The sequence below is a fragment of the Streptomyces sp. NPDC014907 genome (assembly GCF_055562975.1).
This window is the reverse complement of sequence record NZ_JBVHEG010000004.1, coordinates 176,198-199,851: the sequence shown is the minus strand read 5'-3', so window position 1 is coordinate 199,851 and position 23,654 is coordinate 176,198. Positions and strand designations below refer to the sequence as shown.

General features: G+C 74.1%; 21 protein-coding genes. 9 read left to right on the top strand and 12 right to left on the bottom strand.

Going from position 1 to position 23,654, the window contains the following annotated elements; genetic code table 11:
- Positions 1 to 170: 170 nt before the first annotated feature.
- Both ACZ3IL_RS13105 and ACZ3IL_RS13100 read right to left on the bottom strand, forming a co-directional pair.
- Entirely contained in the window at positions 171 to 935 is a 765-nt protein-coding gene (locus tag ACZ3IL_RS13105; RefSeq protein ID WP_467389643.1) for a bestrophin-like domain, read from the bottom strand.
- A gap of 17 nt (positions 936 to 952) precedes the next feature.
- Positions 953 to 1,084, bottom strand: coding sequence for a hypothetical protein (locus ACZ3IL_RS13100; protein WP_467389641.1), 132 nt, complete (start codon positions 1,082 to 1,084; stop codon positions 953 to 955).
- A 1,084-nt stretch (positions 1,085 to 2,168) separates the two neighbouring features.
- Here ACZ3IL_RS13100 and ACZ3IL_RS13095 point away from each other — a divergent pair.
- Together ACZ3IL_RS13095 and ACZ3IL_RS13090 are read left to right on the top strand one after the other, a co-directional pair.
- Positions 2,169 to 2,981: an SAM-dependent methyltransferase gene (locus tag ACZ3IL_RS13095; RefSeq protein WP_467389639.1), complete on the top strand. Its 813-nt coding sequence runs from the start codon at positions 2,169 to 2,171 to the stop codon at positions 2,979 to 2,981.
- On the top strand, positions 2,978 to 5,143 hold the full coding sequence (locus tag ACZ3IL_RS13090; RefSeq protein ID WP_467389637.1) for a putative bifunctional diguanylate cyclase/phosphodiesterase: 2,166 nt from the start codon (positions 2,978 to 2,980) through the stop codon (positions 5,141 to 5,143). Before ACZ3IL_RS13095 ends, ACZ3IL_RS13090 begins: the two co-directional genes overlap by 4 nt.
- 99 nt (positions 5,144 to 5,242) lie before the next feature.
- Here the strand turns inward: ACZ3IL_RS13090 and ACZ3IL_RS13085 are convergent, their stop codons facing one another.
- On the bottom strand, positions 5,243 to 6,121 hold the full coding sequence (locus ACZ3IL_RS13085) for a LysR family transcriptional regulator (protein ID WP_467389635.1): 879 nt from the start codon (positions 6,119 to 6,121) through the stop codon (positions 5,243 to 5,245).
- Positions 6,122 to 6,316: 195 nt separating this feature from the next.
- On the opposite strand from ACZ3IL_RS13085, the gene ACZ3IL_RS13080 reads away from it, so the two are divergent.
- Genes ACZ3IL_RS13080 through ACZ3IL_RS13070 form a run of 3 tightly spaced genes read left to right on the top strand, consistent with a single transcriptional unit; the run spans position 6,317 to position 9,650 of the window.
- On the top strand, positions 6,317 to 6,943 hold the full coding sequence (locus ACZ3IL_RS13080) for a succinate dehydrogenase (protein WP_467390460.1): 627 nt from the start codon (positions 6,317 to 6,319) through the stop codon (positions 6,941 to 6,943).
- A gap of 2 nt (positions 6,944 to 6,945) precedes the next feature.
- Positions 6,946 to 8,904, top strand: coding sequence for a fumarate reductase/succinate dehydrogenase flavoprotein subunit (locus ACZ3IL_RS13075; RefSeq protein WP_467389633.1), 1,959 nt, complete (start codon positions 6,946 to 6,948; stop codon positions 8,902 to 8,904).
- A complete protein-coding gene (locus ACZ3IL_RS13070; protein ID WP_467389631.1) occupies positions 8,901 to 9,650 on the top strand; it encodes a succinate dehydrogenase/fumarate reductase iron-sulfur subunit in 750 nt (249 codons plus the stop codon). The genes ACZ3IL_RS13075 and ACZ3IL_RS13070 overlap by 4 nt, the downstream gene beginning before the upstream one ends.
- A gap of 38 nt (positions 9,651 to 9,688) precedes the next feature.
- On the opposite strand, the gene ACZ3IL_RS13065 is transcribed toward ACZ3IL_RS13070, so the two are convergent.
- The 8 genes from ACZ3IL_RS13065 to bla form a co-directional block, all read right to left on the bottom strand.
- A complete protein-coding gene (locus tag ACZ3IL_RS13065; RefSeq protein WP_467389629.1) occupies positions 9,689 to 10,771 on the bottom strand; it encodes an endonuclease/exonuclease/phosphatase family protein in 1,083 nt (360 codons plus the stop codon).
- Positions 10,772 to 10,774: 3 nt separating this feature from the next.
- Positions 10,775 to 11,773, bottom strand: a complete 999-nt coding sequence (locus tag ACZ3IL_RS13060) for a D-alanyl-D-alanine carboxypeptidase family protein (RefSeq protein WP_467389627.1) — start codon at positions 11,771 to 11,773, stop codon at positions 10,775 to 10,777.
- A 141-nt stretch (positions 11,774 to 11,914) separates the two neighbouring features.
- The gene (locus tag ACZ3IL_RS13055) at positions 11,915 to 13,177 is read right to left on the bottom strand and encodes an ATP-binding protein (RefSeq protein ID WP_467389625.1); all 1,263 of its coding nucleotides are present in this window, start codon (positions 13,175 to 13,177) and stop codon (positions 11,915 to 11,917) included.
- A gap of 13 nt (positions 13,178 to 13,190) precedes the next feature.
- Complete coding sequence (gene cseB, locus ACZ3IL_RS13050) at positions 13,191 to 13,898, bottom strand: two-component system response regulator CseB (protein ID WP_467389623.1); 708 nt, start codon at positions 13,896 to 13,898, stop codon at positions 13,191 to 13,193.
- Between the two features lie 336 nt (positions 13,899 to 14,234).
- Positions 14,235 to 14,945, bottom strand: a complete 711-nt coding sequence (locus ACZ3IL_RS13045; protein ID WP_467389621.1) for a GNAT family N-acetyltransferase — start codon at positions 14,943 to 14,945, stop codon at positions 14,235 to 14,237.
- Between the two features lie 182 nt (positions 14,946 to 15,127).
- Positions 15,128 to 17,488, bottom strand: coding sequence for an ATP-binding cassette domain-containing protein (locus ACZ3IL_RS13040; protein ID WP_467389619.1), 2,361 nt, complete (start codon positions 17,486 to 17,488; stop codon positions 15,128 to 15,130).
- A 207-nt stretch (positions 17,489 to 17,695) separates the two neighbouring features.
- The gene (locus tag ACZ3IL_RS13035; protein WP_467389617.1) at positions 17,696 to 17,893 is read right to left on the bottom strand and encodes an antitoxin; all 198 of its coding nucleotides are present in this window, start codon (positions 17,891 to 17,893) and stop codon (positions 17,696 to 17,698) included.
- A gap of 138 nt (positions 17,894 to 18,031) precedes the next feature.
- Positions 18,032 to 18,970 carry a class A beta-lactamase gene (bla, locus tag ACZ3IL_RS13030; RefSeq protein WP_467389615.1) on the bottom strand — a complete coding sequence of 313 codons (939 nt, stop codon included), beginning with the start codon at positions 18,968 to 18,970 and terminating at the stop codon, positions 18,032 to 18,034.
- Between the two features lie 215 nt (positions 18,971 to 19,185).
- On the opposite strand from bla, the gene ACZ3IL_RS13025 reads away from it, so the two are divergent.
- The 3 genes from ACZ3IL_RS13025 to ACZ3IL_RS13015 all read left to right on the top strand — a co-directional run bounded on the left by ACZ3IL_RS13025 (position 19,186) and on the right by ACZ3IL_RS13015 (position 21,598).
- Positions 19,186 to 20,049, top strand: a complete 864-nt coding sequence (locus ACZ3IL_RS13025; protein ID WP_467389613.1) for a LysR family transcriptional regulator — start codon at positions 19,186 to 19,188, stop codon at positions 20,047 to 20,049.
- 44 nt (positions 20,050 to 20,093) lie between these two features.
- A complete protein-coding gene (locus ACZ3IL_RS13020; RefSeq protein WP_467389611.1) occupies positions 20,094 to 20,960 on the top strand; it encodes a serine hydrolase in 867 nt (288 codons plus the stop codon).
- A 149-nt stretch (positions 20,961 to 21,109) separates the two neighbouring features.
- Positions 21,110 to 21,598, top strand: coding sequence for a phosphatase domain-containing protein (locus ACZ3IL_RS13015; protein WP_467389609.1), 489 nt, complete (start codon positions 21,110 to 21,112; stop codon positions 21,596 to 21,598).
- Positions 21,599 to 21,793: 195 nt separating this feature from the next.
- Here the strand turns inward: ACZ3IL_RS13015 and ACZ3IL_RS13010 are convergent, their stop codons facing one another.
- Positions 21,794 to 22,009 (bottom strand): dodecin, encoded by a 216-nt coding sequence (locus ACZ3IL_RS13010; RefSeq protein ID WP_467389607.1) that lies wholly within the window; start codon positions 22,007 to 22,009, stop codon positions 21,794 to 21,796.
- A gap of 274 nt (positions 22,010 to 22,283) precedes the next feature.
- Here ACZ3IL_RS13010 and ACZ3IL_RS13005 point away from each other — a divergent pair, with 274 nt between their 5' ends.
- Positions 22,284 to 23,528 (top strand): extracellular solute-binding protein, encoded by a 1,245-nt coding sequence (locus ACZ3IL_RS13005; RefSeq protein WP_467389605.1) that lies wholly within the window; start codon positions 22,284 to 22,286, stop codon positions 23,526 to 23,528.
- Positions 23,529 to 23,654 lie beyond the last annotated feature (126 nt).

The following is a 23,654-nucleotide window of genomic DNA, read 5'->3' as shown; positions in this document are numbered from 1 at the left end:
CCCGCCGGATGCCCCGCCCGGACACCCCCGGACACCCCCCCGGAACCCACCGGACGCCTCCGCCCCGGAACCCCCCGGACGCCCCGCCCCGGAACCCTCCGATCGCCCCGCCCCGGAATCCGCCGGACGCCCTTCCGGAACCCCCCGGGTGTCCGGGAGAGGGCCGGGGCTTACGGGGCGAGCCCCGGGAACAGGTCGGTGAACGGCGTGGCCGTGGCCGACACGCCCCGGCCGAACGGCGCGTCGAAGTCCCAGATCAGGAAGAGCAGGAAGGCGATCAGCGCGCTGAACAGGCCGGCGAGCAGCAGTTCGCGGCCGGTCCTGCGGATCTGCAGGGTGAAGATCAGGCCGACCGTCACCAGGGCGCCGATGATCAGGCCGAACCACACCACCCCGGGCATGGTCGCGCCCGCGTTCTGCCCCCGGGCGTTCCGGGCGTCGTCGACGACGGCCACCTGGTCCACCAGCGGCTGGTACGCCTGTCCCTCGAAGTCGTTCGCCGGGCGGTAGTCGGTGACGCTCCGCCGGACCCGCTCCAGGAGCGCGGCGCCCTCGTCGCTCAGTTCGCCCGTCTCGGACATGTGCCGCCACTCGTCGTCGAGCACGTGGGAGACGTAGGCGTCGACGTCGGCGCGGATGCGGGCGCGGACCTCCCGGGGGTAGACCTCGGCGCGGGCCGAGATCTCGTGCAGCGCCTGGGCCTCCTGCCGGACCGTCTCCTGGGCGGCCCCGCGGGCCTCCCAGACGCCGGCGATGGCCAGGCCGAGCACGATCGCGTAGATCACGCCGATCATCATCGTCATGTACTCGATGACGTCCGGGGTTTCGCTGGGGTCGTCGTCCGCGGGAATCCGGCGGTTGTTGATGACGACGATGGTGAGGACGACGGCGCAGGCGGCGGCCATCGCGAGGGACAGGACGAGCCATTCGGACACGGATTCCTCCGGCGGGATCAGCGGGAGCGGGGGCGCAGGATCGCGGTCGCGAGGACCGCGGGGGCGATGATCACGAGCGTCATGGTGACGACGGACGTGCCGCCCTCCGGCCGGGGCCGCGTGACGGGGCGGTAGTGGGGGAGCGCCACGGGGGCCGGTGGCGCGGGGCGCGCGGACGGCGGGGGAGCGGCGGCGGACGACGGCTCGGGGGCGGGCGTGCGCTCCGGCTCCGGTTCCGCCGTGGAGGGCGGGGTGGTGACGGGGCCGGGAGGGGGCGGCGTCCGTACGGGGGGCGGCGGGGGCGTCCGGACGGGGGGCGCGGGTGGTGTCGTCCGGACGGGGGGCCGTGTCGTCGGTACGGGAGTGGGGGGCCGCTCCGGTGTGGGCCGGGGCGGCGCGGGTGTCGTGGGTGCGGGCGTGGGGGTCGGGGACGGGGTGGGCGAGGGCGTGGGCGAAGGACACGAGGGCGGCGGGGTGTGCGGGGGCGGCGTGTGCGGAGGCGGCGTGTGCGGGCGCGGGCACCGGCCCGGTCCGGCGAACGCCACCGCCGTGGTTGAGCCGGCGGGGCCGGTCACGGCGTGGGCGCAGGCGTCGGCGGCGGCGGGCGCGGGGGAGGCGACCAGCCATACCAGTGCCAGGGCCGCCAGCGGTCGCGCGAGGAGAGATCCGTACGGAGACACCCGTCGAGCTTGATCACTTTCTCCGTACGGCGGGGCGGAATGCCGGCGGATGCGCCGTACGAGGGATCTCCCGGTGCGCGGACTTGACGCTTCCTCTCCGCGCGGGCATGTGACGCGACGTTCCGTCGCCACCGCGTTCCGTGATTCCGGACGGGCGGGACCGGAACCGGTGGACGGCCGGTGGGAACGGTTTCGGCCTTCCGGAGAAGAACTGTCCGGTTGTCGCCCTGCCGGACGGTACGGTCGAAAGGGTTCCCGCACCGGAGAATGGTGCTCCGTCACGTCAACGCCCCAGGCGACAGGGGTGTTCGAGCCCCCTCCGGGCCCGCCGGGAGTCCGTCCGCAAACCGGCGCACGCTCATATGCACGTGAATGTGCACGGGCCGAAGGCGTGAAGTCGGCGTTCAGGGCGCACGTGCCAATGGCGTGTGACCAAGAACGGACCGCGAATTTCCGTTTCTACTCGCCCTCTTGGCGGCCGATCAGTAGCCTCACCTCGAACACCGGCCGCGAACACATGGCCGTATCCCACGGCGACTTGTTGGAGACATTGATGGAGCGTCCCGCCTGGGCTCCGCCGGGTATCGACATTTCGGTGCCGAGCGTGTCCCGTATGTACGACTTCTACCTGGGCGGCTCGCACAACTTCGAAGTCGACCGGGAAGCCGCCCGCAAGGCCATGGAGTTCATGCCCGGACTGCCCAAGGTCATGCAGGCCAACCGCGCCTTCATGCGCCGCGCCGTGCGGTACGCCGTCGGCAGCGGCGTCACCCAGTTCCTGGACATCGGGTCCGGCATACCGACCTTCGGCAACGTGCACGAGGTCGCCCGCGCCGCCGACCCGGCCGCGCGGGTCGTCTACGTCGACCACGACCCGGTCGCCGTCGCCCACAGCCGCGCCGTCCTGGAGGGCGACGGGAGCGCCGCCGTCGTCTCCGCCGACCTGCGCAAGCCGGCCGACATCCTGCACAGCCCCGAGACGGCCCGGCTCCTCGACCTGGAACGGCCGGTGGCCCTCCTCCTCGTCGCCGTCCTCCACTTCCTGGAGGACCACGACCGCCCGCACGAGGCCGTCGCCGAACTGGTCGGCGCCCTCGCGCCCGGCAGCCTCGTGATCCTCACCCACGCCTCGGACGAGGGCGTCCCGCTCGAACAGGAGCGGATCGGCGGCGCCGTCGGGGTCTACCGGAACATCCGCAACCCCCTGGTGATGCGCTCCGGCGACGAGATCGCCCGCTTCTTCGAGGGCACCGAGCTGGTGGAACCCGGACTCGTCCCGATGCCGCACTGGCGGCCGGAGAGCCCGGTCGAGGAGGAGGACCCCTCCACCTTCTCCGGTTTCGCAGGGGTGGGGCGCAAAGCGTGAAGGTCCCGTCCCAGCCGGCCGACGCCGACGCCGAGGCCGGCGGCCCGGAGGACAGACTCAGGCGGTTCGTCACCATCTGGAGCCGCGCGATCTTCCCGGTGACCGCCACGTCGCTCACCCGCACCGAGTTCGAGGGACACCTGCTGCCCCCGGCCCGCGCCCTGTGCGACGCCCTGCTCGCCCGGCCCTTCGACACGGCTCCCGCCCAGCGTGCCGGCGCGGCCCTCGTCGCCGCCCACTGCACCGACCCGGAGGCGCTCGGCCGCAGCCTCGGCGTCGTCGACTCGTACCTGGTGCTCTACTGCGGCACGGAGTCGGACCTGTCGGCCGAGGAGCTCCGGGCCCGCTGCTCCCGGCTCCAGCACGCCGTCGCCACCGGCTACGCGCAGGCCCTGCGCGAGCGGACCCTCGCGGAGCAGGAGGCGATCGCCCGCTCCGCGCTCGCCGCCCGCACCGCCGCCGAGATCGCCCTGCACGCCACCGAGAGCCGCTTCCGCGCGGTCTTCGACGGGGCGGCGATCGGCATCGGCATCGCCGACCTCGACGGCAACATCCTTGAGGTCAACGAGACCCTCACCCGCATGTTCGGCGGGATGGAGGGCCGGCTGCGCAGCCGGAAGGTCAGCGAGTGGGTCCATCCGGAGGACGGGCCGCACGTCTGGAGGCTGTACGAGGAGCTGGTCCGCGGCGAGCGGGAGCACTACCGGGTCGAGAAGCCGTACTACCGGGGTGACGGAACGGTTCTGTGGACCAACCTCACCGTCTCGCTCCTCCGGGACGCCGAGGGCCGCCCCCAGTACCAGCTGGCCCTCCTGGAGGACACCACCGAACGGCGCCTGCTCCATCTGCGCCTGCGGTACGAGGCCACCCACGACGCCCTCACCGGACTGCCCAACCGGACCCTGTTCTTCGAACGCCTGGAGAAGGCGCTCGCCCCCGGCGACAACGCCCGCTTCGGCCTCTGCTACCTCGACCTCGACGGCTTCAAGGCCATCAACGACAGCCTCGGCCACTCCACCGGGGACCGGCTGCTCGTGGAGGTCGCGGACCGGCTGCAGAGCTGCGTCACCGGCGCCAACGAGATGGTCGCCCGGCTCGGCGGGGACGAGTTCGTCGCCCTCACCACCGGCTCCGCCGGCGAGCGGGACGCCACCGACCTCGCCGACCGCATCCTCGCCGCCCTCGCCACCCCGATCGGCGTCGACGGCCGCGAACTCACCGTGCGCGGCAGCCTCGGCGTGGTCGAGGGCCCGGCGGGGGAGCGGACCCCGGCCGAGGTGCTGCGGAGCGCCGACATCACCATGTACCGGGCCAAGGCGGCGGGCGGCAACCGCTTCGAGCTGTCCGACCCCGAGGCCGACGCCCGCGCCATCACCCGGCACGGCCTCACCACGGCCCTGCCGGCCGCCCTGGAGCGCGGCGAGTTCTTCATCGAGTACCAGCCCCTCGTCCACCTCGGCGACGGCAGCGTGCACGGCGCGGAGGCGCTCGTCCGCTGGTGCCACCCCCAGCACGGGGTGCTCGGCCCCGACCACTTCATCCCGCTCGCCGAGGACACCGGCCTCATCGTGCCGCTCGGCCGCTGGGTGCTCCAGGAGGCCGTGCGCCAGGCCCGCTTCTGGCGGAACCGGCACGCCGACGGCGGCCCGCTCCGCATCAACGTCAACCTCTCCCCGACGCAGCTCCACCACCCGCGCCTGGTGGCCGACACCGTCGACGTCCTGGAGCGGTCCGGCCTCGAACCGGGCGCGCTCTGCCTGGAGGTGACCGAGTCGGCCCTGATCGGCGCCGACGAGGGCGTCCTGAAGCCGCTGCGGCAGCTCGCCGAGATGGGCGTCGACATCGCCCTGGACGACTTCGGCACCGGCTACTCGAACCTGGCCAACCTGCGCCGGCTGCCGGTGAGCGTCCTCAAGCTCGACCGCTCCTTCACCCGGGGCATGCAGCAGCACCCCGTGGACCCCGTGGACCTGAAGATCGTGGAGGGGATCGTCTCGCTCGCGCACAGTCTGGAGCTGGCGGTCACCGTCGAGGGGGTGGAGACGGGGGCGCAGGCGCGCCGGCTCCGCGACCTCGGCTGCGACACGGCCCAGGGCTGGTACTACGCCCGCCCCGGCGCCCCGGACCGCATCCACTCCCTGCTCCTGGCGGACGCGGTGTGACGGCGGCTCCCGGCGTATCCGTCCGTCGCGCGCGCCTCCGCTCCCGGCGGACGCGGTGCGGCGTCGTCCCCGGGCGGGCGCCCGCCCGGGAACGGCGCGTCAGCCGTACCGGAGCAGCATCCCCTGCAACTCCCGCGCGGCCCTCGGCGGCGCCACGTCGCTGCGGTGGGCGAGCGCGATGGTGCGGCGCAGGCCCGGCGGGGCGAGGGCCGTCACCCGCAGGTCGCGGCCGGCCCGCGTGGCGACCATCGCCGGGACGACCGCGATCCCGAGCCCGGCCCGTACGAAGCCGAGCACCGCGTCCAGCTCCCCGCCCTCGACGGTGAACGTGGGCTCGAAGCCCTCCGCCCGGCAGGCCGCCACCGTCAGTTCCCGCAGGTCGTAGCCGTGCCGGAACATCACCAGCGGCTGGTCGCGCAGGTCCGCGATCCGCACCGGGCGGCGGGGCCCCGGGGCCGCGGCGGAGGAGACCACCACCAGGTCCTCCCGGAGCAGTTCGACCGTCGTCAGCGCGGGTGACGGGGTCGGCAGCGGCAGCACCACGAGGGCCAGGTCGAGCGCCCCGCGCGCCAGCTCCCGCACGAGGTCGTGCGAACCGCTCTCCTGGATCAGCAGCTCGATCCCCGGATGCAGGTCGTGGAAGGCCCGCAGCACGTCGGGGAGGAGTCCCGTGCACAGGCTGGGGGTCGCGCCGAGCCGCACCCGGCCCCGCTTGAGCCGGGCCAGCTCCTGCACCTCCAGCCGGGCCGTCTCGGTGTCGGCGAGGATGCGGCGCGCGAGCGGCAGCAGGGCCTCCCCGGCGTCGGTGAGGGCGATGTTCCCCCGCGCCCGGCTGAACAGCTCCGCGCCCAGCTCCTGTTCCAGGGCCTTGATCTGCTGGGAGAGCGAGGGCTGCGAGACGTGGACGCGCTCGGCGGCCCGGGTGAAGTGCCGGGTCTCGGCCACCGCGACGAAGTAGAGGAGCTGCTGGAACTGCATGGTCCCAGCGTAGGCGATGTGAATAGGTTCAGCCTATCGAGATCAGCCGAACCATGTCTTGGACCTCTCGGGTGCGCCGGTCCTACCGTCGGGGACATGGCTCTGGCACCCACGGGGGACCGGACGACGGGCCGGCCGCCGACCCCCGCCCCGTCCCGCGGATTCCTCTCCTCGACGCTCGGCAAGAAGACGGTCATGGCCGTCAGCGGACTGATCATGCTCGGCTACCTCGTCGCCCACGTGATCGGCAACCTCAAGGTCTTCTTCGGCCCCGACGAGTTCAACGGTTACGCCCACTGGCTGCGCGTCATGGGCGCCCCGCTCCTGCACCACGCGTGGGCCCTGTGGGCCGTCCGGATCGTGCTGCTCGCCGCCGTCGCCGCCCACGCCGTCTCCGCGTACCAGCTCAGCCGGCGCGACATCAGGGCGCGCCCCGTCGGCTACGCGCACCGCCGCGGGCGGGCCTCGTACGCCACCCGCACCATGCGCTGGGGCGGGATCGTCCTCGCCCTGTTCATCGTCTGGCACGTCCTCGACCTGACCACCGGCACCGTCCACACCGGCGGCTTCGAGCAGGGCCGGCCCTACCAGAACGTCGTCGACACCTTCTCCACCTGGTACGGCAACGTCGTCTACATCGTCGCCATGCTCGCCGTCGGCCTCCACGTCCGCCACGGCTTCTGGAGCGCCGCACAGACCCTGGGCGTCGGCAACGCCCGCCGCGAACGCCTCCTCCGGGGCCTCGCCGACGGCCTCGCGCTCGTCCTGACCGCAGGCTTCGTCTCCGTCCCCGTCGCCGTCATGACCGGAGTGGTGAGCTGACCATGAGCCTCCCCGACACGGGCTTCGCCGCCTACACCACCGGCGAGCCGATCACCGACACCAAGGCCCCCGCCGGACCCGTCGCCGAACGCTGGGACACCCGCCGCTTCCAGGCGGGACTGGTCAGCCCCGCCAACCGCCGCAAGCACCGGATCATCGTCGTCGGCACCGGCCTCGCCGGCGGCTCCGCCGGCGCCACCCTGGCCGAACAGGGCTACCAGGTCGTCCAGTTCTGCTTCCAGGACTCCCCGCGCCGCGCCCACTCCATCGCCGCCCAGGGCGGCATCAACGCCGCCAAGAACTACCGCAACGACGGCGACTCCGTGCACCGCCTCTTCTACGACACCGTCAAGGGCGGCGACTTCCGGGCCCGCGAGTCCAACGTCCACCGCCTCGCCCAGATCTCCGTCGAGATCATCGACCAGTGCGTCGCCCAGGGCGTCCCCTTCGCCCGCGAGTACGGAGGCCTCCTCGACACCCGTTCCTTCGGCGGCGTCCAGGTCTCCCGCACCTTCTACGCCCGGGGCCAGACCGGACAGCAGCTCCTCCTCGGCGCGTACCAGGCGCTGTCCCGGCAGATCGCCGCCGGACGCGTCGAGATGCACGCCCGCACCGAGATGCTCGACCTGATCGTCATCGGCGGACGGGCCCGGGGCATCGTCGCCCGCGACCTCGTCACGGGCCGGATCTCCGCCCACCACGCCGACGCCGTCGTCCTGGCCACCGGCGGCTACGGCAACGTCTTCCACCTGTCCACCAACGCGATGAACTCCAACGCCACCGCCGTCTGGCGGGCCCACCGGCGCGGCGCGTACTTCGCCAACCCCTGCTTCACCCAGATCCACCCCACCTGCATCCCGCGCACCGGCGACCACCAGGCGAAGCTGACCCTGATGAGCGAGTCGCTGCGCAACGACGGACGCATCTGGGTCCCCCGGGCGAAGGGCGACACGCGTCCCGCCGCCGAGATCCCCGAGGACGAGCGCGACTACTACCTGGAACGCCTCTACCCCTCCTTCGGCAACCTCGTCCCCCGCGACATCGCCTCCCGCGCCGCCAAGAACGTCTGCGACGAGGGACGCGGCGTCGGCCCCGGCGGACAGGGCGTCTACCTCGACTTCGCCGACGCCGTCCGCCGGACGGGCCGCGAGGCGGTCGAGGAGAAGTACGGCAACCTCTTCGACATGTACGAGCGGATCACCGCCGAGAACCCGTACGAGGTCCCCATGCGGATCTACCCCGCCGTGCACTACACGATGGGCGGCCTCTGGGTCGACTACGACCTCCAGACCACCGTCCCCGGCCTCTTCGCGATCGGCGAGGCCAACTTCTCCGACCACGGGGCCAACCGGCTCGGCGCCTCCGCCCTCATGCAGGGCCTCGCCGACGGCTACTTCGTCCTGCCCGCCACCGTCAACGACTACCTCGCCCGCCACCCGCACGCCGAACCGGCCGGCGACGACCACCCGGTGGTCCGGAACGTCCTCGCGGAGACCGAGGACCGGCTGAACCTGCTGCTCTCCGTCGACGGCGACCGCACCCCCGACTCCTTCCACCGCGAAATCGGCGAACTCCTGTGGGAGCACTGCGGAATGGCCCGCACCGGCGAGGGACTGCGCACCGCCCTCGCCCGCATTCCCGAGATCCGCGAGGAGTTCTGGCGCCGGGTCAGGGTTCCCGGCACCGGCGAGGAGTTCAACCAGACCCTGGAGAAGGCCAACCGGATCGCCGACTACCTGGAGCTCGCGGAGCTGATGTGCCTCGACGCGCTCCACCGCGCCGAATCCTGCGGCGGCCACTTCCGCGAGGAGTTCCGGACCCCCGACGGCGAGGCGGCCCGCCGCGACGAGGAGTTCGCGTACGCGGCGGCCTGGGAGTTCAACGGCGGCGCCGCGCCCGTCCTCCACAAGGAGGAGCTGACCTTCGAGTACGTCCACCCCACCCAGCGGAGCTACACATGAGGCTCAACCTGCGCGTCTGGCGCCAGCGGAACGCCGAGACCGACGGTGCCATGGCCACCTACGAGGTGGACGGCGTCTCCCCGGACATGTCGTTCCTGGAGATGCTCGACACCCTCAACGAGGACCTGATCCTGCGCGGCGAGGACCCCGTGGCCTTCGACCACGACTGCCGCGAGGGCATCTGCGGCGCGTGCAGCCTCGTCATCAACGGCGACGCCCACGGCCCCGAGCGCACCACGACCTGCCAGCTCCACATGCGCTCCTTCCGCGACGGCGACACGATCGACGTCGAGCCCTGGCGCGCCGCCGCCTTCCCGGTCGTCAAGGACCTGGTGGTCGACCGCTCCGCCTTCGACCGCGTCATCCAGGCCGGCGGCTACATCACCGCGCCCACGGGCGCGGCCCCCGAGGCCCACGCCATCCCCGTCCCCAAGCCCGACGCGGACTCCGCCTTCGAGCACGCCGAGTGCATCGGCTGCGGCGCCTGCGTGGCGGCCTGCCCCAACGGCTCGGCCATGCTCTTCACCTCCGCCAAGGTCAACCACCTCAACGTCCTGCCGCAGGGCTCCCCCGAGCGGGAGACCCGGGTCCTCGACATGGTCGCCCGGATGGACGCGGAGGGGTTCGGAGGCTGCACCCTGGCGGGGGAGTGCGCGACGGCCTGCCCGAAGGGCATCCCGCTGCCGTCGATCGCGGCGATGAACAAGGAGTGGCTGCGGGCGCGCAGGAAGGGGGGTCGCGGCTGACGCGGGCCCCGGCCGTACCGGACGTCCCCGGCTGACCGTCACCGGTCCGCGCCGGCGGCCGCGTCCGGACCGAGGGCGATCCGGGCCGCCACCGGGAGGTGGTCGCTCGACGTCGCGGGCAGCTCCCACGACGAGGTGGCCCGTACGCCCCTGACGAGGATCTGGTCGATCCGGACCACCGGGAAGCGCGCGGGCCAGGTGAAGCCCAGGCCCGTGCCCGCCGAGGAATGGACCGGGACCATGCGGGAGGTGAGCGGCCGCAGCGCGCGGTCGTCGGTGGAACCGTTGAAGTCCCCCATCACCACGGCACGCGGGGCGTTCTCGGCCCGCACGGACGCGGCGAGGCGGCCCAGCGCCTCGTCGCGTGCGCGCGTGGTGAAACCGGACGGGCCGACACGGACGGACGCGAGGTGCGCCACGTGGACGTGCAGCGGGCCCGACGGGGTCTCCACCGTGGCGCGCAGGGCCCGGGTCCACGGCATGATCGGCAGGGCGCGGGCGTCGCGCAGGGGGAAGACGCTCCAGATGCCCACCGTGCCCTGGTAGAAGTGGTACGGGTACGAGGGCGCCAGAATCCGTTCGTACGCGGGCGCCGTGGCGGGACTCAGCTCCTCCAGGGCGAGGACGTCCGCCCCGGACGCGAGCAGGCTCCGGGCCGTGCCCCCCGGATCGGGGTTGTCCTGGCTGACGTTGTGGCTGACGAGGGTGAGGTCCCCGCCGGGCGGCGGATCGGTGAGGAACGCGCCCCCGAAGACCGCGAGCCACGCGATGGCCGGGAGCGCCGGGGCCACCAGCGCCACGACCGATCCGCGCAGGAGCGCCACGGCCAGGAGCACCACGACCACCAGGCCCGTCCAGGGGAGCAGCGTCTCGACCAGACTGCCCGGACGGCCCGGGCCGTTCGGAATCAGGCCGTGGCCGAGGAGGAGCAGGACGAGGAGCGCGGAGAGGACGGCCGTCGGCCTCCCCCGGCCGCGCGCCCGGGTGGACCGGAAGGGGCGGAAGGGGCGGAAGGAAGTGCGCGGGGGCGGCGCCGGCCTCCCGGCCGCCGGGTCCGGCGGTGGTTCCCGCCGCACGTCCGGGGCCGCCACGTCGTTCTCCGCCGGTGTCGTCGTCACCACGCCTCAGCTCCCCGTCCGCGAGGGGGCCAGGCGGCCGCGGAGTCCGTCGATCAGCGCGCGGCTGTTCTCCAGGGCCGCCCGGAGGCCCTCGCCGGCCGTGGTGTCCGCCCGCTGGTGCAGGACCGCGCCCAGGAGCAGACGGGTCCCGCCGCCGGTGCGGACCTCGGAGGCCCAGAGGAGGTTGCCCCCCGCCGGGGTGCTGGAGCCCGTCTTCAGGCCGACGACGCCCGATTCCCCGAGCAGGGAGTTGGTGTTGGAGACGGTCCCCGCACCGGGGACGGTGACCGACCGGCTCGCCACGATCTCGCGGAAGACGGGGTCCTTCATCACCCGCCGGGCCAGCTTCAGCTGGTCGACCGCCGTGCTCGTGGTGGTGACCTCGATCCCGCTGGCCCCCGTGTAGGTCGAACGGGTCATGCCCAGCTCGTCCGCCGCCCGCCGCATCTTCTTCACGAAGGCCTCCTGGCCGCCGGAGTCCCAGCGGGCCAGCAGACGGGCGACGTTGTTCCCGGAGGGGATCAGCAGCAGCTCCAGGAGCTGCCGCTGGGAGTACTTCCGGCCGGCCGTGACCGGCACGGTCGACTCGCCCCCGACGCCCACCTCGTACGCCGCCTCCCGGTCCGCCTCGATCAGGGGGCCGGGTTCGCCCGGCCGCAGCGGGTGTTCCCGCAGGATGACGTGGGCGGTCATCACCTTCGCCAGGCTCGCGATCGGCACCGGACGCTCCTCGCCCCGCGTACCGAGGGAACCTCCGTCCTCGAGCCCGACCGCCGTCTGGCCCTCCGACGGCCACGGGACCGTGCCGTCGTCGACGATCTCCTCCCGGCCGCCGTGCGGCTCGGCGGACGAGGCGCCGGGGGCGCCCCCGGCGGACGGGGAGGGGGAACCGTCCGGCGCCGCGGTGACGGCGACGCCCAGGGCGGTCAGGAGCAGCAGGGCGGACACACCGCCCGCGACGCGGCCGCGCCGGGTGCGGGGAAGGGAGACGGGGGAAAGGGGCATGGCGACCAACTCCGGGCTCTGACGCGCGTGATCCGTACGCCGACAAGACTCCGGTGGCGGCCCGTCGGGACCGTGTGGGGCGGGGCGCCGCGGGGACTCGGGAACCCATCGGTCCTGTATCGGCCCGGGGCCGCCGGGCGGCTACGCCCGGGCGGCGGCCCCGTCCGGGTCCGGGGCGCCCTCCGGCAGGCGCAGCACGGCCACCGCTCCGCCGTCCCCGGGATGGTTGGCGAAGTCCAGCGACGCCCCGATCACCTTCGCCTGTCCGCGCGCGATCGTGAGGCCCAGACCGTGGCCCCGGCCCCGCTCGGCCGCTCCCGTGCGGAAGCGCTGGGGGCCGTGGGCCAGGAGGTCGGCGGGGAAACCGGGCCCGTGGTCCCGGACCGTCACCGTACGGTCCGTGACGGTGACCTCCACGGGACCGGCGCCGTGCCGGTGGGCGTTGACGACGAGGTTGGCGACGATGCGGTCCAGACGGCGCGGGTCCGTCTCGGTCACCGGAGCGCCGACCACCGTCACCCGCGCCGCGAGACCGGTCCTCGCCACCGACTCCCCGACGAGTTCGGCGACGTCCACCGCGCGCGACCACGACCGCTCGGCGCCCGCGTCGAGACGGGAGATCTCCAGCAGGTCCTCGATCAGGTCGCGCAGCACCCGGGTCCGGTCCCGCACCAGCTCGGTGGCCTCCCCCTCGGGCAGCAGGCCGGCCGAGGTGACCAGCCCCATCAGCGGGGTGCGCAGTTCGTGCGCGACGTCGGCGGTGAAGCGCTGCTCGCTCGCGATGCGCTCGCGCAGGCTGTCGGCCATCGAGTCGACCGTGGCCGAGATCTCGGTGATCTCGTCGCCCCCGCGGTCCCCCATCCCCGTGCGCGCGTCCAGGTCGCCCGCCGCGATGCGCCGCGCCGTACCGGCCACCCGGCGCAGCCGCCGGGCCGGCGGCTCGGTCGCGAGAATCGTGATCGGCACCACGAAGGCCAGGGTGACCAGGGAGTACTTCCACATGTGCCGGTCCAGGGCGCGCCGGGTGAGCAGGTCGGCGGTCATGTCGATCTCGACCGCGTACACCTGCCCGCCCTCCTTCTTCGCGGCCCAGAAGACGGGCGCGGGGAGGCCGTCCTCGTAGAAGGTGCCCCGGCCGTGGAGGTCGACCTGCCGCAGGAGGGGTTCCGGAAGCTCGCCCGGTGCCACGAGGGGCGGTTCCCGCCGGGCGTCCCGGGCGTCCCCGATCGCCGTTTCCAGTGCGCCGACCGCTCTCCCCTCGCCCTCGTGCATCGACCGCCGCAGGGTCGACTCGTGCACCAGGACACCGACCGTGAGCGCCATCGCGGCGCAGGCCAGGGTCACCAGGAGGACGGTCTTCCACCGCATCGAACGGGGGTTCAGGAGCGCGCGCGTGATCGGCATCTCGGCCCCCGGGTCAGCGGCGCAGCTTGTAGCCGAAACCGCGGACCGTCTCGATGCGGTCGGCGCCCACCTTCTTGCGCAGGCGCTGGACGCACAGGTCGACGACCCGGGAGTCGCCGTCCCAGCCGTAGTCCCACACGTTGCGCAGCAGGGTCTGGCGGTTCAGCACGATCCCGGGGTGGGCGGCGAACTCGAGCAGCAGCCGCAGCTCGGTCGGGGCCAGCGCGATCTCCTCGCCGCCCCGGTACACCTCCAGGGCCGCCGGGAGGACGGTCAGGTCGCCGAAGACCAGCCGGTCGGCCGGCCCGGGCTCCGCCTCCCGTTCCTCCCGCGCCGGCGGCACGAAGGTGGCCCGGCGCAGCAGCGAGCGTATCCGGGCGACCAGGACCGCGGTGTCGACCGGCTTGACCACGTAGTCGTCGGCGCCGGCCTCCAGGCCGGAGACCACGTCGAGGGAGTCGCCGCGCGCGGACATCATCAGGATCGGGTCCGTGCCGGTCTCCCGGATCCGGCGGCACAGCCCGATGCCGTCCAGGCCCGGCAGCATCACGTCGAGCAGCAGCAGGTCGAAGCGGCCCTCCCGGAACAGTTCGAGCCCGCTCAGTCCGTCGCCCGCCACGACCACGTCGTAGCCGTAGCGTTCCAGGGCCATCGCGACGGACCTGCGGATCACCTCGTCGTCCTCGACGAGCAGGATCCTCACGGGGGCGGGCTCGGGCATGTGCGTCCATCGGGTGGGGTGCGGGCGGGAGGGCGTGGTCGCGCACCGTGCGGTGCGGTCCTCCATCATGCCCTGCCGGGCGGCGGGCCGTGCGGGCCGGTGCCCCGGGGCGCGGGCGGGGAACCGCCGCCGACCAGGGCCGATGCCGTACGGATACACGGCCGAGCGGTCACGGACGCACGACCGCGCCGCCGCCGTTCCACGGCCGAGCGTCCACGGACGCGCGCGCGGCGCCGAAGGGCCCGCGCGCCCGTGCGTCCGCATGCCCGTGCGTACCCCCGCCCGTGGGGAGGTACGGGCGGAGGAGGCACGGGCGGGGGTACGGGCGCGGCGCCGTCACGGGGTGCGGAAGCCCCGGAAGGTCACGTGTCTCCGGCTCGTGAAGCCGAGCCGTTCGTAGAGCGCGATCGCCGTGGCGTTCTTCTCGGCCACGTGCAGGAAGGGACGTTCGTTCCGTGCCAGGACGCGGGCGACGAGCGCGTCCGTCAGACGGGCGGCGTGTCCTCGCCCGCGCGCCTCGGGGGCCGTGCAGACGGCGCTGATCTCGGTCCAGCCCGGGGGCCGGAGCCGCTCGCCCGCCATGGCCACCAGCCGGCCGCCGTCACGGACGCCGAGGTAGGTGCCGAGCTCGCGGGTGCGCGGCCAGAACGGTCCCGGCCGGGTACGGGCGATCAGGTCGAGCATCTCGGGCACGTCGGCCGCGCCGAGTTCGACCACCTCGGCGCCGGCCGCGGCACGGGTCGTGCCGGGGACGCCGCCGGCGGGCCAGATCATCTGCCGGCCCTCCAGGACGAAGACCGGTTCCCAGCCGGGCGGGACCGCCTCGCAGCTGAACATGTCGGCGAAGGCGTCCCGGCCGAGGAGCCGCGCCAGGTCGTCCCAGTCCGCCGCGTCCGCGTCGGCGGGCACCGTGGAGAAGGTCGCCACCTCCGGCAGATAGGTGGCGGCCCGGCCCTTCCGGCGCCCGAGGTCCGCGTGACGGCCGCGCAGCGACTCGCCCACCGGGTCGTCGAGCACCGCGGTGCCGTCGGCCTCGTCGTTCGTCATCGTGATGTGCCCTTCTTCCGTGTGCGGCCGTCCCGGACGGCGGGCCCCGCCCGGGAGGGGAACCGCCGCGGCGAGGTCCCGGGACCGGTGCCGGGAGGGCTGTCACTGTCGCACGGGCCCCGTGGACGGGTGGGGACCGGGTCCGCCTTCCGCGACGTGCCCGGGGGCGTCCGGAGGCTCCCTCAGGACTGTCCGGAGAGGGCCCGCGCCAGATAGGGCGCGGTGCGGCTCTCCGCCGCGCCCGCCACCCGCTCCGGGGGACCCGCCGCCACGATCCGCCCGCCCCGGTCCCCGCCGCCCGGACCGAGGTCGATCACCCAGTCGGCGGTGGCGACCACGTCCATGTCGTGTTCGACGACGACCACCGAGTGCCCGGCGTCCACGAGGTCGTGGAGCCGGCGCAGCAGGACCTCGACGTCGGCCGGGTGCAGGCCGGTCGTCGGCTCGTCGAGCACGTACAGGGTGGGGGAGCGGTGCGGCCGCTGGAGCTCCGAGGCGAGCTTGATGCGCTGGGCCTCGCCGCCGGAGAGCTCCGTGGCGGGCTGTCCGAGCCGCAGATGGCCGAGGCCCACGTCGAGGAGGGTGCGCAGGCTCCGTGCGGCGGCGGGGGTGTCCTCGAAGAAAACGGCGGCCGACTCCACGGTCAGGTCGAGGACCTCGGCGACGGTGAGGCCGCGCAGCCGCACCCGGAGGGTCTCGGGGTTGTAGCGGGCCCCGTGGCAGTCGGGGCAGGGCGCGTACGTACTCGGCAGGAAGAGCAGTTCGACCGAGACGAACCCCTCGCCCTGACAGGTCTCGCACCGCCCGCCGGGCACGTTGAAGGAGAAGCGTCCCGCCCGGTATCCGCGCGCCACCGCCTCTTCCGTCTCCGCGAACAGCTTGCGCACGACGTCGAACAGGCCCGTGTACGTGGCGAGGTTGGAGCGCGGGGTCCGGCCGATGGGCCGCTGGTCCACGATCACCAGCCGCACGGCGTCGTCGGGTTCACCGGTCAGCGCGTCCACGAGGGTGGACTTGCCCGAGCCGGAGACGCCCGTGACGGCGGTGAACACGCCGAGGGGGAAGGCCGCCTCCACGTCCCGCAGGTTGTGCCGGGTGACCGGCCCCGTCCGCAGCCAGCCCGCCGGTTCGCGCACCGCCCGCGCGGGGGCGGCCTCCCGGTCGAAGAGGAACCGCCGGGTCACGGACTCCCCGACGCCGGCGAGTTCGCGCGGCGGTCCGCTGTGCAGCACCCGCCCGCCGTGCACCCCGGCGCCCGGTCCGACGTCCACCAGCCAGTCGGCGTGCCGCACCACGTCGAGGTGGTGCTCCACGACGAAGACCGAGTTCCCGGCCGCCTTGAGCCGGTCGAGGACGACGAGCAGGGCCTCGGTGTCGGCCGGGTGCAGTCCCGCCGACGGCTCGTCGAGGACGTACACCACGCCGAACAGGCCCGACCGCAGCTGGGTGGCGAGCCGCAGCCGCTGCAGCTCCCCGCTGGAGAGGGTGGGGGTGGCGCGGTCCAGGCTGAGGTAGCCGAGGCCGAGTTCCCCCACGGCGCCGATCCGGGCGACCAGGTCCTCGGTGAGCACCCGTGCGGTCTCCGTGGCGTCCGCCGCCGTCGCCGCCGTGGTGAGGACACCGGCCAGGTCCGTCAGGGGCAGCGCGGCGAGTTCGGCGACGGTACGGCCGGCGAAGGTCACCGCCAGCGCCTCGGGCCGCAGCCGTCCGCCGCCGCACACCGGGCACGGCGCGCTCGTGAGGAAGCGTTCGGCCTTCGCGCGCAGGGCCGGGCTCTTCGAGTCGGAGAAGGTGCGCAGGACGAGGCGCCGGGCACTGGTGTACGTGCCCTGGTACGGACGCTGGACGCGCCCCGCCTCGCGTACCGGGTGGACGGTGACGACCGGCTGTTCGTCGGTGAAGAGGATCCACTTCCGGTCCTCGGGGTCCAGCTCCCGCCACGGCCGGTCGACGTCGTGGCCGAGGGCCGCCAGGACGTCCCGCAGGTTCTTCCCCTGCCAGGCGCCCGGCCAGGCCGCGATCGCGCCCTGGCGGATCGACAGGTCCGGGTCGGGGACGAGGAGGTCCTCGTCGGTCTCGTGGATCCGTCCCAGGCCGTGGCAGGAGGGGCACGCGCCCGCCGCCGTGTTGGGGGAGAAGGCGTCGGAGTCGAGCCGTTCCGCTCCCTCCGGATAGCGGCCCGCCCGTGAGAACAGCATCCGCAGCGAGTTGGAGAGGGTGGTCACGGTGCCGACGGAGGAGCGGGCGTTCGGCGACGACCGGCGCTGTTCCAGGGAGACCGCCGGGGGCAGTCCGGTGATCTCGCCGACGGCCGGTGCCCCCACCTGGTGGATCAGCCGCCGCGCGTACGGGGCCACCGACTCGAAGTAGCGCCGCTGGGCCTCGGCGTAGACCGTGCCGAAGGCGAGGGACGACTTGCCGGAGCCGGAGACGCCGGTGAAGACGACGAGCGCGTCACGGGGGATGTCGACGTCGACCCCGGCGAGGTTGTGCTCGCGGGCGCCCCGGACGCGGACGTAGGGGTCGTGCGGGCTGTCGTGCATGGCCTGATTTTATCCATTATCCACTTTTCGCTCCCGGGGGAGGGGTGGACGGCCCGCCACCGGCCCCCGGCCCGGAGAGCCGCCCCGCCCCCGGCTTACCGGCCACCGGTCCGGACGGGCCCCTGGCACCGCCCCGCCGGTCCCCCGCGAGAGCGCCGCGGCCCCCGCCCTCACGGGCGGGGGCCGCGGCGCTGCGGGCCGTCGGCGTTACCGCTGCCCGGGTTCCTGGCCGCCGCCGTACGAGCGGCGGGCCGCGTCGGCGGCCTTGTCCGTCTGCGCGTCGTACTTGTTCCCGGTGCGCTCGTCCACCAGCCGTTCCGCGTGCTCCACGCCCCGGTCGGCCTGGTCCGGGTGGCCCTTCGCCATGTCCTTGGCCTTCTTGGCCATGTCGCCCAGCTTGCCCATGAGATTCCTCCCGGATTGTGTGCTCGTGCGTCGTACGTGGTGTCCCCTACCCGCCCGGACCGGTCCGATACGTGCCTTTTCCTTCTTCTTCGGGCGACGGGGTTCCTCCGGTCGCCGGGGCCCGTGTGCGGCCGCCGTCTACGCGAGCGCCGCGAGGGCGACCTCGGTGGCGCGGGCGATGAGGGCGTCGTCGCGCGCGGCGTCCTTGACGTCGCGCCGGGAGAGGACCGCGAGGACGAGGGGAGCGGCGCCGGGCGGCCAGATGACGGCGATGTCGTTGCGGGTGCCGTAGCCGCCCGACCCGGTCTTGTCCCCGACCTGCCAGCCCCGGGGAGTACCGGCGCGGATGGTGCGGTCACCGGTCGTGTTGCGCTTGAGCCAGTCGGTGAGCAGATCCCGCTTGGCGGCCGGGAGCGTGGGACCGAGGACGTACGCGCGGAGGTCGCCCGCGAGGGCGCGGGGCGTGCTGGTGTCGCGGGGGTCGCCGGGGACGGCGTCACTGAGCGCGACCTCGTACCGGTCGCAGCGGGTGACGTCGTCACCGAGGGCGCGCAGGGCGTTCTGGAGCGCCCGGGGGCCGCCGAGCTCGCGGAAGAGGAGGTTGGCCGCGGCGTTGTCGCTGTAACGGACCGCGGCGTCGCACAGCTCGCGCAGGGTGAGCCCGGTGCCGACGTGCCGCTCGGTGACCGGGGAGTTGCTGACGATCTCGTCGCGGCCGTAGCGCACGAGCCGGTCGAGCTGCCGGAGGGAGTTCTTGTCCAGGACGGCTCCGGCGAGCAGCGCCTTGCAGGTGGAGGCGTAGGCGAAGCGTTCGTCGGGCCGGTGGGTCACGGTCCGGCCGCTCCCGGTGTCGAGCGCGTAGACCCCCAGCCGGGCGCCGAACCTCCGCTCCAGTTCCCCGAACGCGCGGGGAGCGGCGGACGACGGCGGGGAGGGCTTCGAGGCCGGCGGGGTCCGTCCGGCCGTCGCCGGGGAGGCGGTGTCCGGGGCGGCGGCGCATCCGGAGAGGGGCAGGGCCGTGATCCCGGCCAGCGCGGTGAGGACGGTACGACGGGAGACGGGTGTTCGAGCGCGCATGGTGAGCGGGTGTTCCTTTCCTCGGTGGTGGTTCGTACCCGGCCGGCCCGCCGGACGCGGTTCCGGGGGCCACGAGGCCGACGGACCGCGGGAGCCCGCCGGAGGCGCCGGGCCCCTTCGCCGGGAGTCAAGCCCGCTCCCGGGCCTCATGTCGAATACGCTCTCGGCGCCTGAACAATTCGAAACTCATATCGACGCACGTCGAGAGGGGAAGAGTGCTGACGGAACGGCATCTGGAAATCTTCGTCGCGCTGGCGGAGGAGCAGCACTTCGGGGACGCGGCGCAGCGGGTGGGCATCACCCAGCCGCCGCTGTCGCAGGGGCTGCGCCGCCTGGAGACCCTGCTCGGCGTCCGCCTGTTCGACCGGGGCAGGGGGGTGTCCCTCACGGAGGAGGGGGCCCTGCTGCTTCCGCACGCCCGCAGGGCGCTGGCCGCGCTCGCGGAACTCCGCGAGACCGGGGCGCGCGAACGCGCGGACGGCCGGCGGCTCCGGCTCGGCCTGGCCCCCGAGGTCCCGACGGCCCTCGCGGCCGGTGTGGCGGCCGCGCCGGTCCGGGCGGGCGAGCGGGCGCGGATCGGGATGGTCACGGCCCCGACCGTCGCGCTGCTCGGCGACGTCGCCGCCGGACGGCTGGACATCGCCGTGATCCGGCACCCCTCCGTACTGCACGGTCTGGCCGCCGGACGCGTCGTCCTCCTCCCGACCTGGCTCCTCGTCCCCGCCGGGCGCGGGGACGTGCCGGCTTCGCGCCTGCCCGTCGTCGTACGCCCCCGCGCCGAGGCCCCGGCGGCCCACGACCTGTTCCTCGACACCCTGGCCGGCCGCGGCCGCCGGGTGGAGACCGTGGTGGTGTCCGACGAACGTGCCGGCCTGGCGCTCGTCGCGGCGGGACAGGCGGTGATGGTCACGGCGGACGGCGGGCTCGCGGCTTCCGGCGTCGAGCGGCGGGCGGCGGCGGACCCGCCGCTTCCCCTGCGGCTGCGGGTGGCCTGGGACCCGCGCCGTCCGGACGCCGAGGAGACCGCCAGGACGGCGCGGCTCCTGGAGGACGCGCTGGCCCGGGGGGAGGCGTCGTGAGCGGCGCGCGGCGCGGCGGGAGCGTGGAGCGGACGATCCGGAACATGTTCGACGACGCGGGCGTCCGCGGCTGGATGCACGTGGCGGAACTGCACCGGCCGTCGGCCCGGGTGACGATCGACCCCGACGAACGGCTGCCCGTGGGATCGATCTACAAGGTGCCCGTGATGGTCGCCTTCTGCCGTCTGGCCGACGCGGGGCTCATCGACCCGCGCCGCAGGCTGACGCTGGAACCGGAGGGGCGCGTCCCCGGTCCGACGGGCATCTCGATCCTGCGCGACGCCGTCACCATGTCGCTGCGCGATCTGGTGGTGCTGATGATGACCATCTCCGACAACACCTCCGCCGACGCCGTCCTCGGGGCGGTCGGCCCCGACGCGGTCGACGCCGTGTGCCGGGACCTGGGCATGCCCGACACCCATGTCCGCGGGGGCGTCGTCAACACGTTCAGCCGTCTGCTGGCCGACACGGGAGCCGATTCCCTGGACGCCGCCCTGGCGCACGTGACGGACAACGACACCGTCGTCCCGCCGGGCGTGTACGACCCGGCGTACAAGGCCTCCAGCACGCCGGCGGACATCGCGAGGCTGCTGCGGGCGATCTGGACCGGACGGGCCGCCTCCGAGGACGGCTGCGCCTTCATGCGCGAGGTGATGCGCCGGCAGCCGTGGTCGCACCGCCTCGGCTCGGGGTTCCCCTACGACGACGTCACCGTCTACGGCAAGACCGGCACCTTCGGCGCGCTGCGCCACGAGGCGGGCGTCGTCGAACTCGCCGACGGCAGCGCCTACACCGCCGTCGTCTTCACCCAGGCCGCCCGGTCCGACAGCAAGCTCCCGCGCGCCGACGCCGTGATCGGCGCGGCGGCCAGGGTCGCCGTGGAGGAACTGCGGGGGCGCCGGGAGACCTGACGGAACTCGGCGGTGTCCGGGGCCGGACGGCGGGAGGCGGGGCCGCCCTCCGTGCCCCGGCCCCCGGGCGGCGCCCGAACGCCCGTCCGCCCGGCGGGAACGCGGACCGGCCCGGGCGCCCGCCGGGTCCCGCCTCCTACGCTGGCACCGTGACTCAGGACAACAGGCCCCTGGCCGTCTTCGACCTCGACAACACCCTCGCCGCGACCGCGCACCGCCAGCACTTCCTGGAGCGGAGGCCCAAGGACTGGGACGCGTTCTTCGCGGCGGCGCCCGGCGATCCGCCGCTGGAGGAGGGCGTCGCGCTGTGCCGCGGGGCGGCCCGGGAGTGCGAGGTCGTCTACCTCACCGGCCGGCCGGAACGCTGCCGTCGCGCGACCGTGGACTGGCTGGCGGAGCAGGGACTTCCGGAGGGTCCGCTCCACATGCGCCGCCCCCGCGACTTCCGGCCGGCCGCGGTGACCAAGGTGGAGGTGCTGCGGGGGCTCGCGGCGGACCGCCGGATCAGGATGCTCGTCGACGACGACCCGGTGGTGTGCGACGCTGCGGAGGCGGCCGGCTTCACCGTCGTACGGGCCCGCTGGGCGGCCCCGTCGGCGGTGCTGAGGGAGGCCCAGGAGAAGGAGGGCCGCACCTGAGCGCCGGACCGCCGCGGGGGACCGGCGGGCAGAAGCCGGAAGGGCCCGGTGCGGGGGAACCGGAAGGGCCCGGCGGCGGGAAGCCGCAAGGAACCGGTGGCGGGAAACCGCAAGGGCCCGGTGGCGGAAAGCCGGAAGGGCCCGCCGCGGGAAGGGCCGTGCCCCGTTCCGCGCGGACCCCGCCGGTGCGGGAGGTCAGTTCTCGTCCTCCAGGCGGAAGCCGACCTTCAGGCCGACCTGGTAGTGCTCGACCGAACCGTCGACGATGTGGCCCCGTACCTGGGTCACCTCGAACCAGTCGAGCTCCCGCAGGGTCTGCGAGGCACGGTCGATGCCGTTGCGAATGGCCTCGTCGACGCCCTCGGTGGAGGTGCCGACGATCTCGGTGACGCGGTAGGTGTGGTTCGACATGGGGGACGGACTCCTCTCGGTGCCTTTTCTCCACCGTGCCCCAGGCCGCGCCGGGGCGCGACACGACGGCCTCCTCGCGGCTCCCGGGATCACCCGCGGCGGGGAGCGGGCCGTCCGCCCGGGGAGGACGGCCCGGATGGTCAAGGACTTGACCATCTCGTTGGTCCAGACCAGAATCCAGGCCACGCACCCGCGCGAACACCCCGTTCGGTCCCCCCATGCCGGGTCAGCCCCCACCGCACGACCCTGTGCTGAACCGCAGAAGGTGGCCCACGTGAAGAACCGACTCCTCGCCTGTCCCCTGGCGGCCGTCACCGCGCTCGCACTCGCGGGCTGCGGGATGCTGCCGGGCGGCGGGACGCAGACCGTCCACCTCTGGCTGATGCGGGACAGCGCCAGCCAGGACTTCCTGGACCGCTTCACGAAGGCGTACGAGGACGAGCACGACGGCGTCCGGCTGGAGATCACCATCCAGGAGTGGACCGGCATCGGCAAGAAGGTCACCGAGGCGATCAAGGGCTCCGGCGGACCCGACGTCATCGAGGTCGGCAACACCCAGGTCGCCCAGTACGCCGACACCGGCAAGCTGTACGACCTCACCCTGGAGTCGGTGCGCGACCTCGGCAGCGAGGACTGGCTGCCCGGCCTCGCCGAACCCGGCCGCATCGGCGGAACCCAGTACGGCATCCCCTGGTACGCGGCCAACCGGATCGTCATCTACAACAAGGACCTGTTCCGGAAGGCGGGCATCGACGGGCCGCCCGCCACCCGCGCCGAATGGCTCGCCGACACCGCGAAACTGAACGGGAACGGTTCCCAGGGCATCTACCTCGCGGGACAGGACTGGTACACCCTCTCCGGCTTCGTCTGGGACGAGGGCGGCGAACTGGCCGTCGACAAGGGCGGCGTGTGGACGGGCGCCCTCGACAGCCCGGCGGCCCGGCGCGGCATGGCCTTCTACAAGGAACTCCAGTCCCTCGGCTCCGGCCCCAAGAACGCCGACGAGCAGAACCCGCCGCAGGCCGGCGTCTTCGCCAGGGGCGACGTGGCCCAGATCGTCGCCACCCCCAGCGCCGTCGCCGCGATCCTCGAGGCCGCCCCGGCACTGGAGGGCAAGCTCGGCTACTTCCCGATACCCGGCACCCGGGCCGGCCGGCCCTGCGCCGTCTTCACCGGCGGCTCCGACCTCATCGTCCCGGAGAACGCGCCCCACCGCGCCGCCGCCCTCGACGTCGTCACGGCGCTGGCGGGCGAGAAGTGGCAGACCGAACTCGCCCGCGCCATGGGCTACGTGCCCAACAAGAAGGGCCTCGCCTCCGTCGTCGCCGGCCAGGAGGCCACCGCCGCCATGGCCGAGGGAGCCGCGCGCGGCCGGGCCACCCCCAACTCCCCCCAGTGGGCCGACGTCGAGGCCGACAACCCGATCAAGCCCTACATGACGGCCGTCCTCCAGGGCGGGGACCCGGTCGAGGCCGCCCGGAAGGCCTCGGAGGAGATCACCGAGACCCTCGCCGAATAGCGTTCAGCGGGCGCACACCCGGGAACCCCCGGACGGTCACGCCGAATCCAGCCGGTCGCGGAAGAAGTAGAGGGCCGGGCCACCCGCGGGCGGCCCGGCCCCGTCCCTTCCCTTCCGTCCGCCGGA

What these genes read in the sequence shown, in the direction of transcription:
- ACZ3IL_RS13095 (WP_467389639.1), top strand. Translation starts at nt 2,169, where the DNA reads ATGGAGCGTCCCGCCTGGGCTCCGCCGGGTATCGACATTTCGGTGCCG.
- ACZ3IL_RS13085 (WP_467389635.1), bottom strand. Translation starts at nt 6,121, where the DNA reads ATGCAGTTCCAGCAGCTCCTCTACTTCGTCGCGGTGGCCGAGACCCGG.
- ACZ3IL_RS13080 (WP_467390460.1), top strand. Translation starts at nt 6,317, where the DNA reads ATGGCCGTCAGCGGACTGATCATGCTCGGCTACCTCGTCGCCCACGTG.
- ACZ3IL_RS13075 (WP_467389633.1), top strand. Translation starts at nt 6,946, where the DNA reads ATGAGCCTCCCCGACACGGGCTTCGCCGCCTACACCACCGGCGAGCCG.
- ACZ3IL_RS13070 (WP_467389631.1), top strand. Translation starts at nt 8,901, where the DNA reads ATGAGGCTCAACCTGCGCGTCTGGCGCCAGCGGAACGCCGAGACCGAC.
- ACZ3IL_RS13060 (WP_467389627.1), bottom strand. Translation starts at nt 11,773, where the DNA reads ATGCCCCTTTCCCCCGTCTCCCTTCCCCGCACCCGGCGCGGCCGCGTC.
- ACZ3IL_RS13055 (WP_467389625.1), bottom strand. Translation starts at nt 13,177, where the DNA reads ATGCCGATCACGCGCGCGCTCCTGAACCCCCGTTCGATGCGGTGGAAG.
- cseB (WP_467389623.1), bottom strand. Translation starts at nt 13,898, where the DNA reads ATGCCCGAGCCCGCCCCCGTGAGGATCCTGCTCGTCGAGGACGACGAG.
- ACZ3IL_RS13045 (WP_467389621.1), bottom strand. Translation starts at nt 14,945, where the DNA reads ATGACGAACGACGAGGCCGACGGCACCGCGGTGCTCGACGACCCGGTG.
- ACZ3IL_RS13040 (WP_467389619.1), bottom strand. Translation starts at nt 17,488, where the DNA reads ATGCACGACAGCCCGCACGACCCCTACGTCCGCGTCCGGGGCGCCCGC.
- ACZ3IL_RS13035 (WP_467389617.1), bottom strand. Translation starts at nt 17,893, where the DNA reads ATGGGCAAGCTGGGCGACATGGCCAAGAAGGCCAAGGACATGGCGAAG.
- bla (WP_467389615.1), bottom strand. Translation starts at nt 18,970, where the DNA reads ATGCGCGCTCGAACACCCGTCTCCCGTCGTACCGTCCTCACCGCGCTG.
- ACZ3IL_RS13020 (WP_467389611.1), top strand. Translation starts at nt 20,094, where the DNA reads ATGTTCGACGACGCGGGCGTCCGCGGCTGGATGCACGTGGCGGAACTG.
- ACZ3IL_RS13010 (WP_467389607.1), bottom strand. Translation starts at nt 22,009, where the DNA reads ATGTCGAACCACACCTACCGCGTCACCGAGATCGTCGGCACCTCCACC.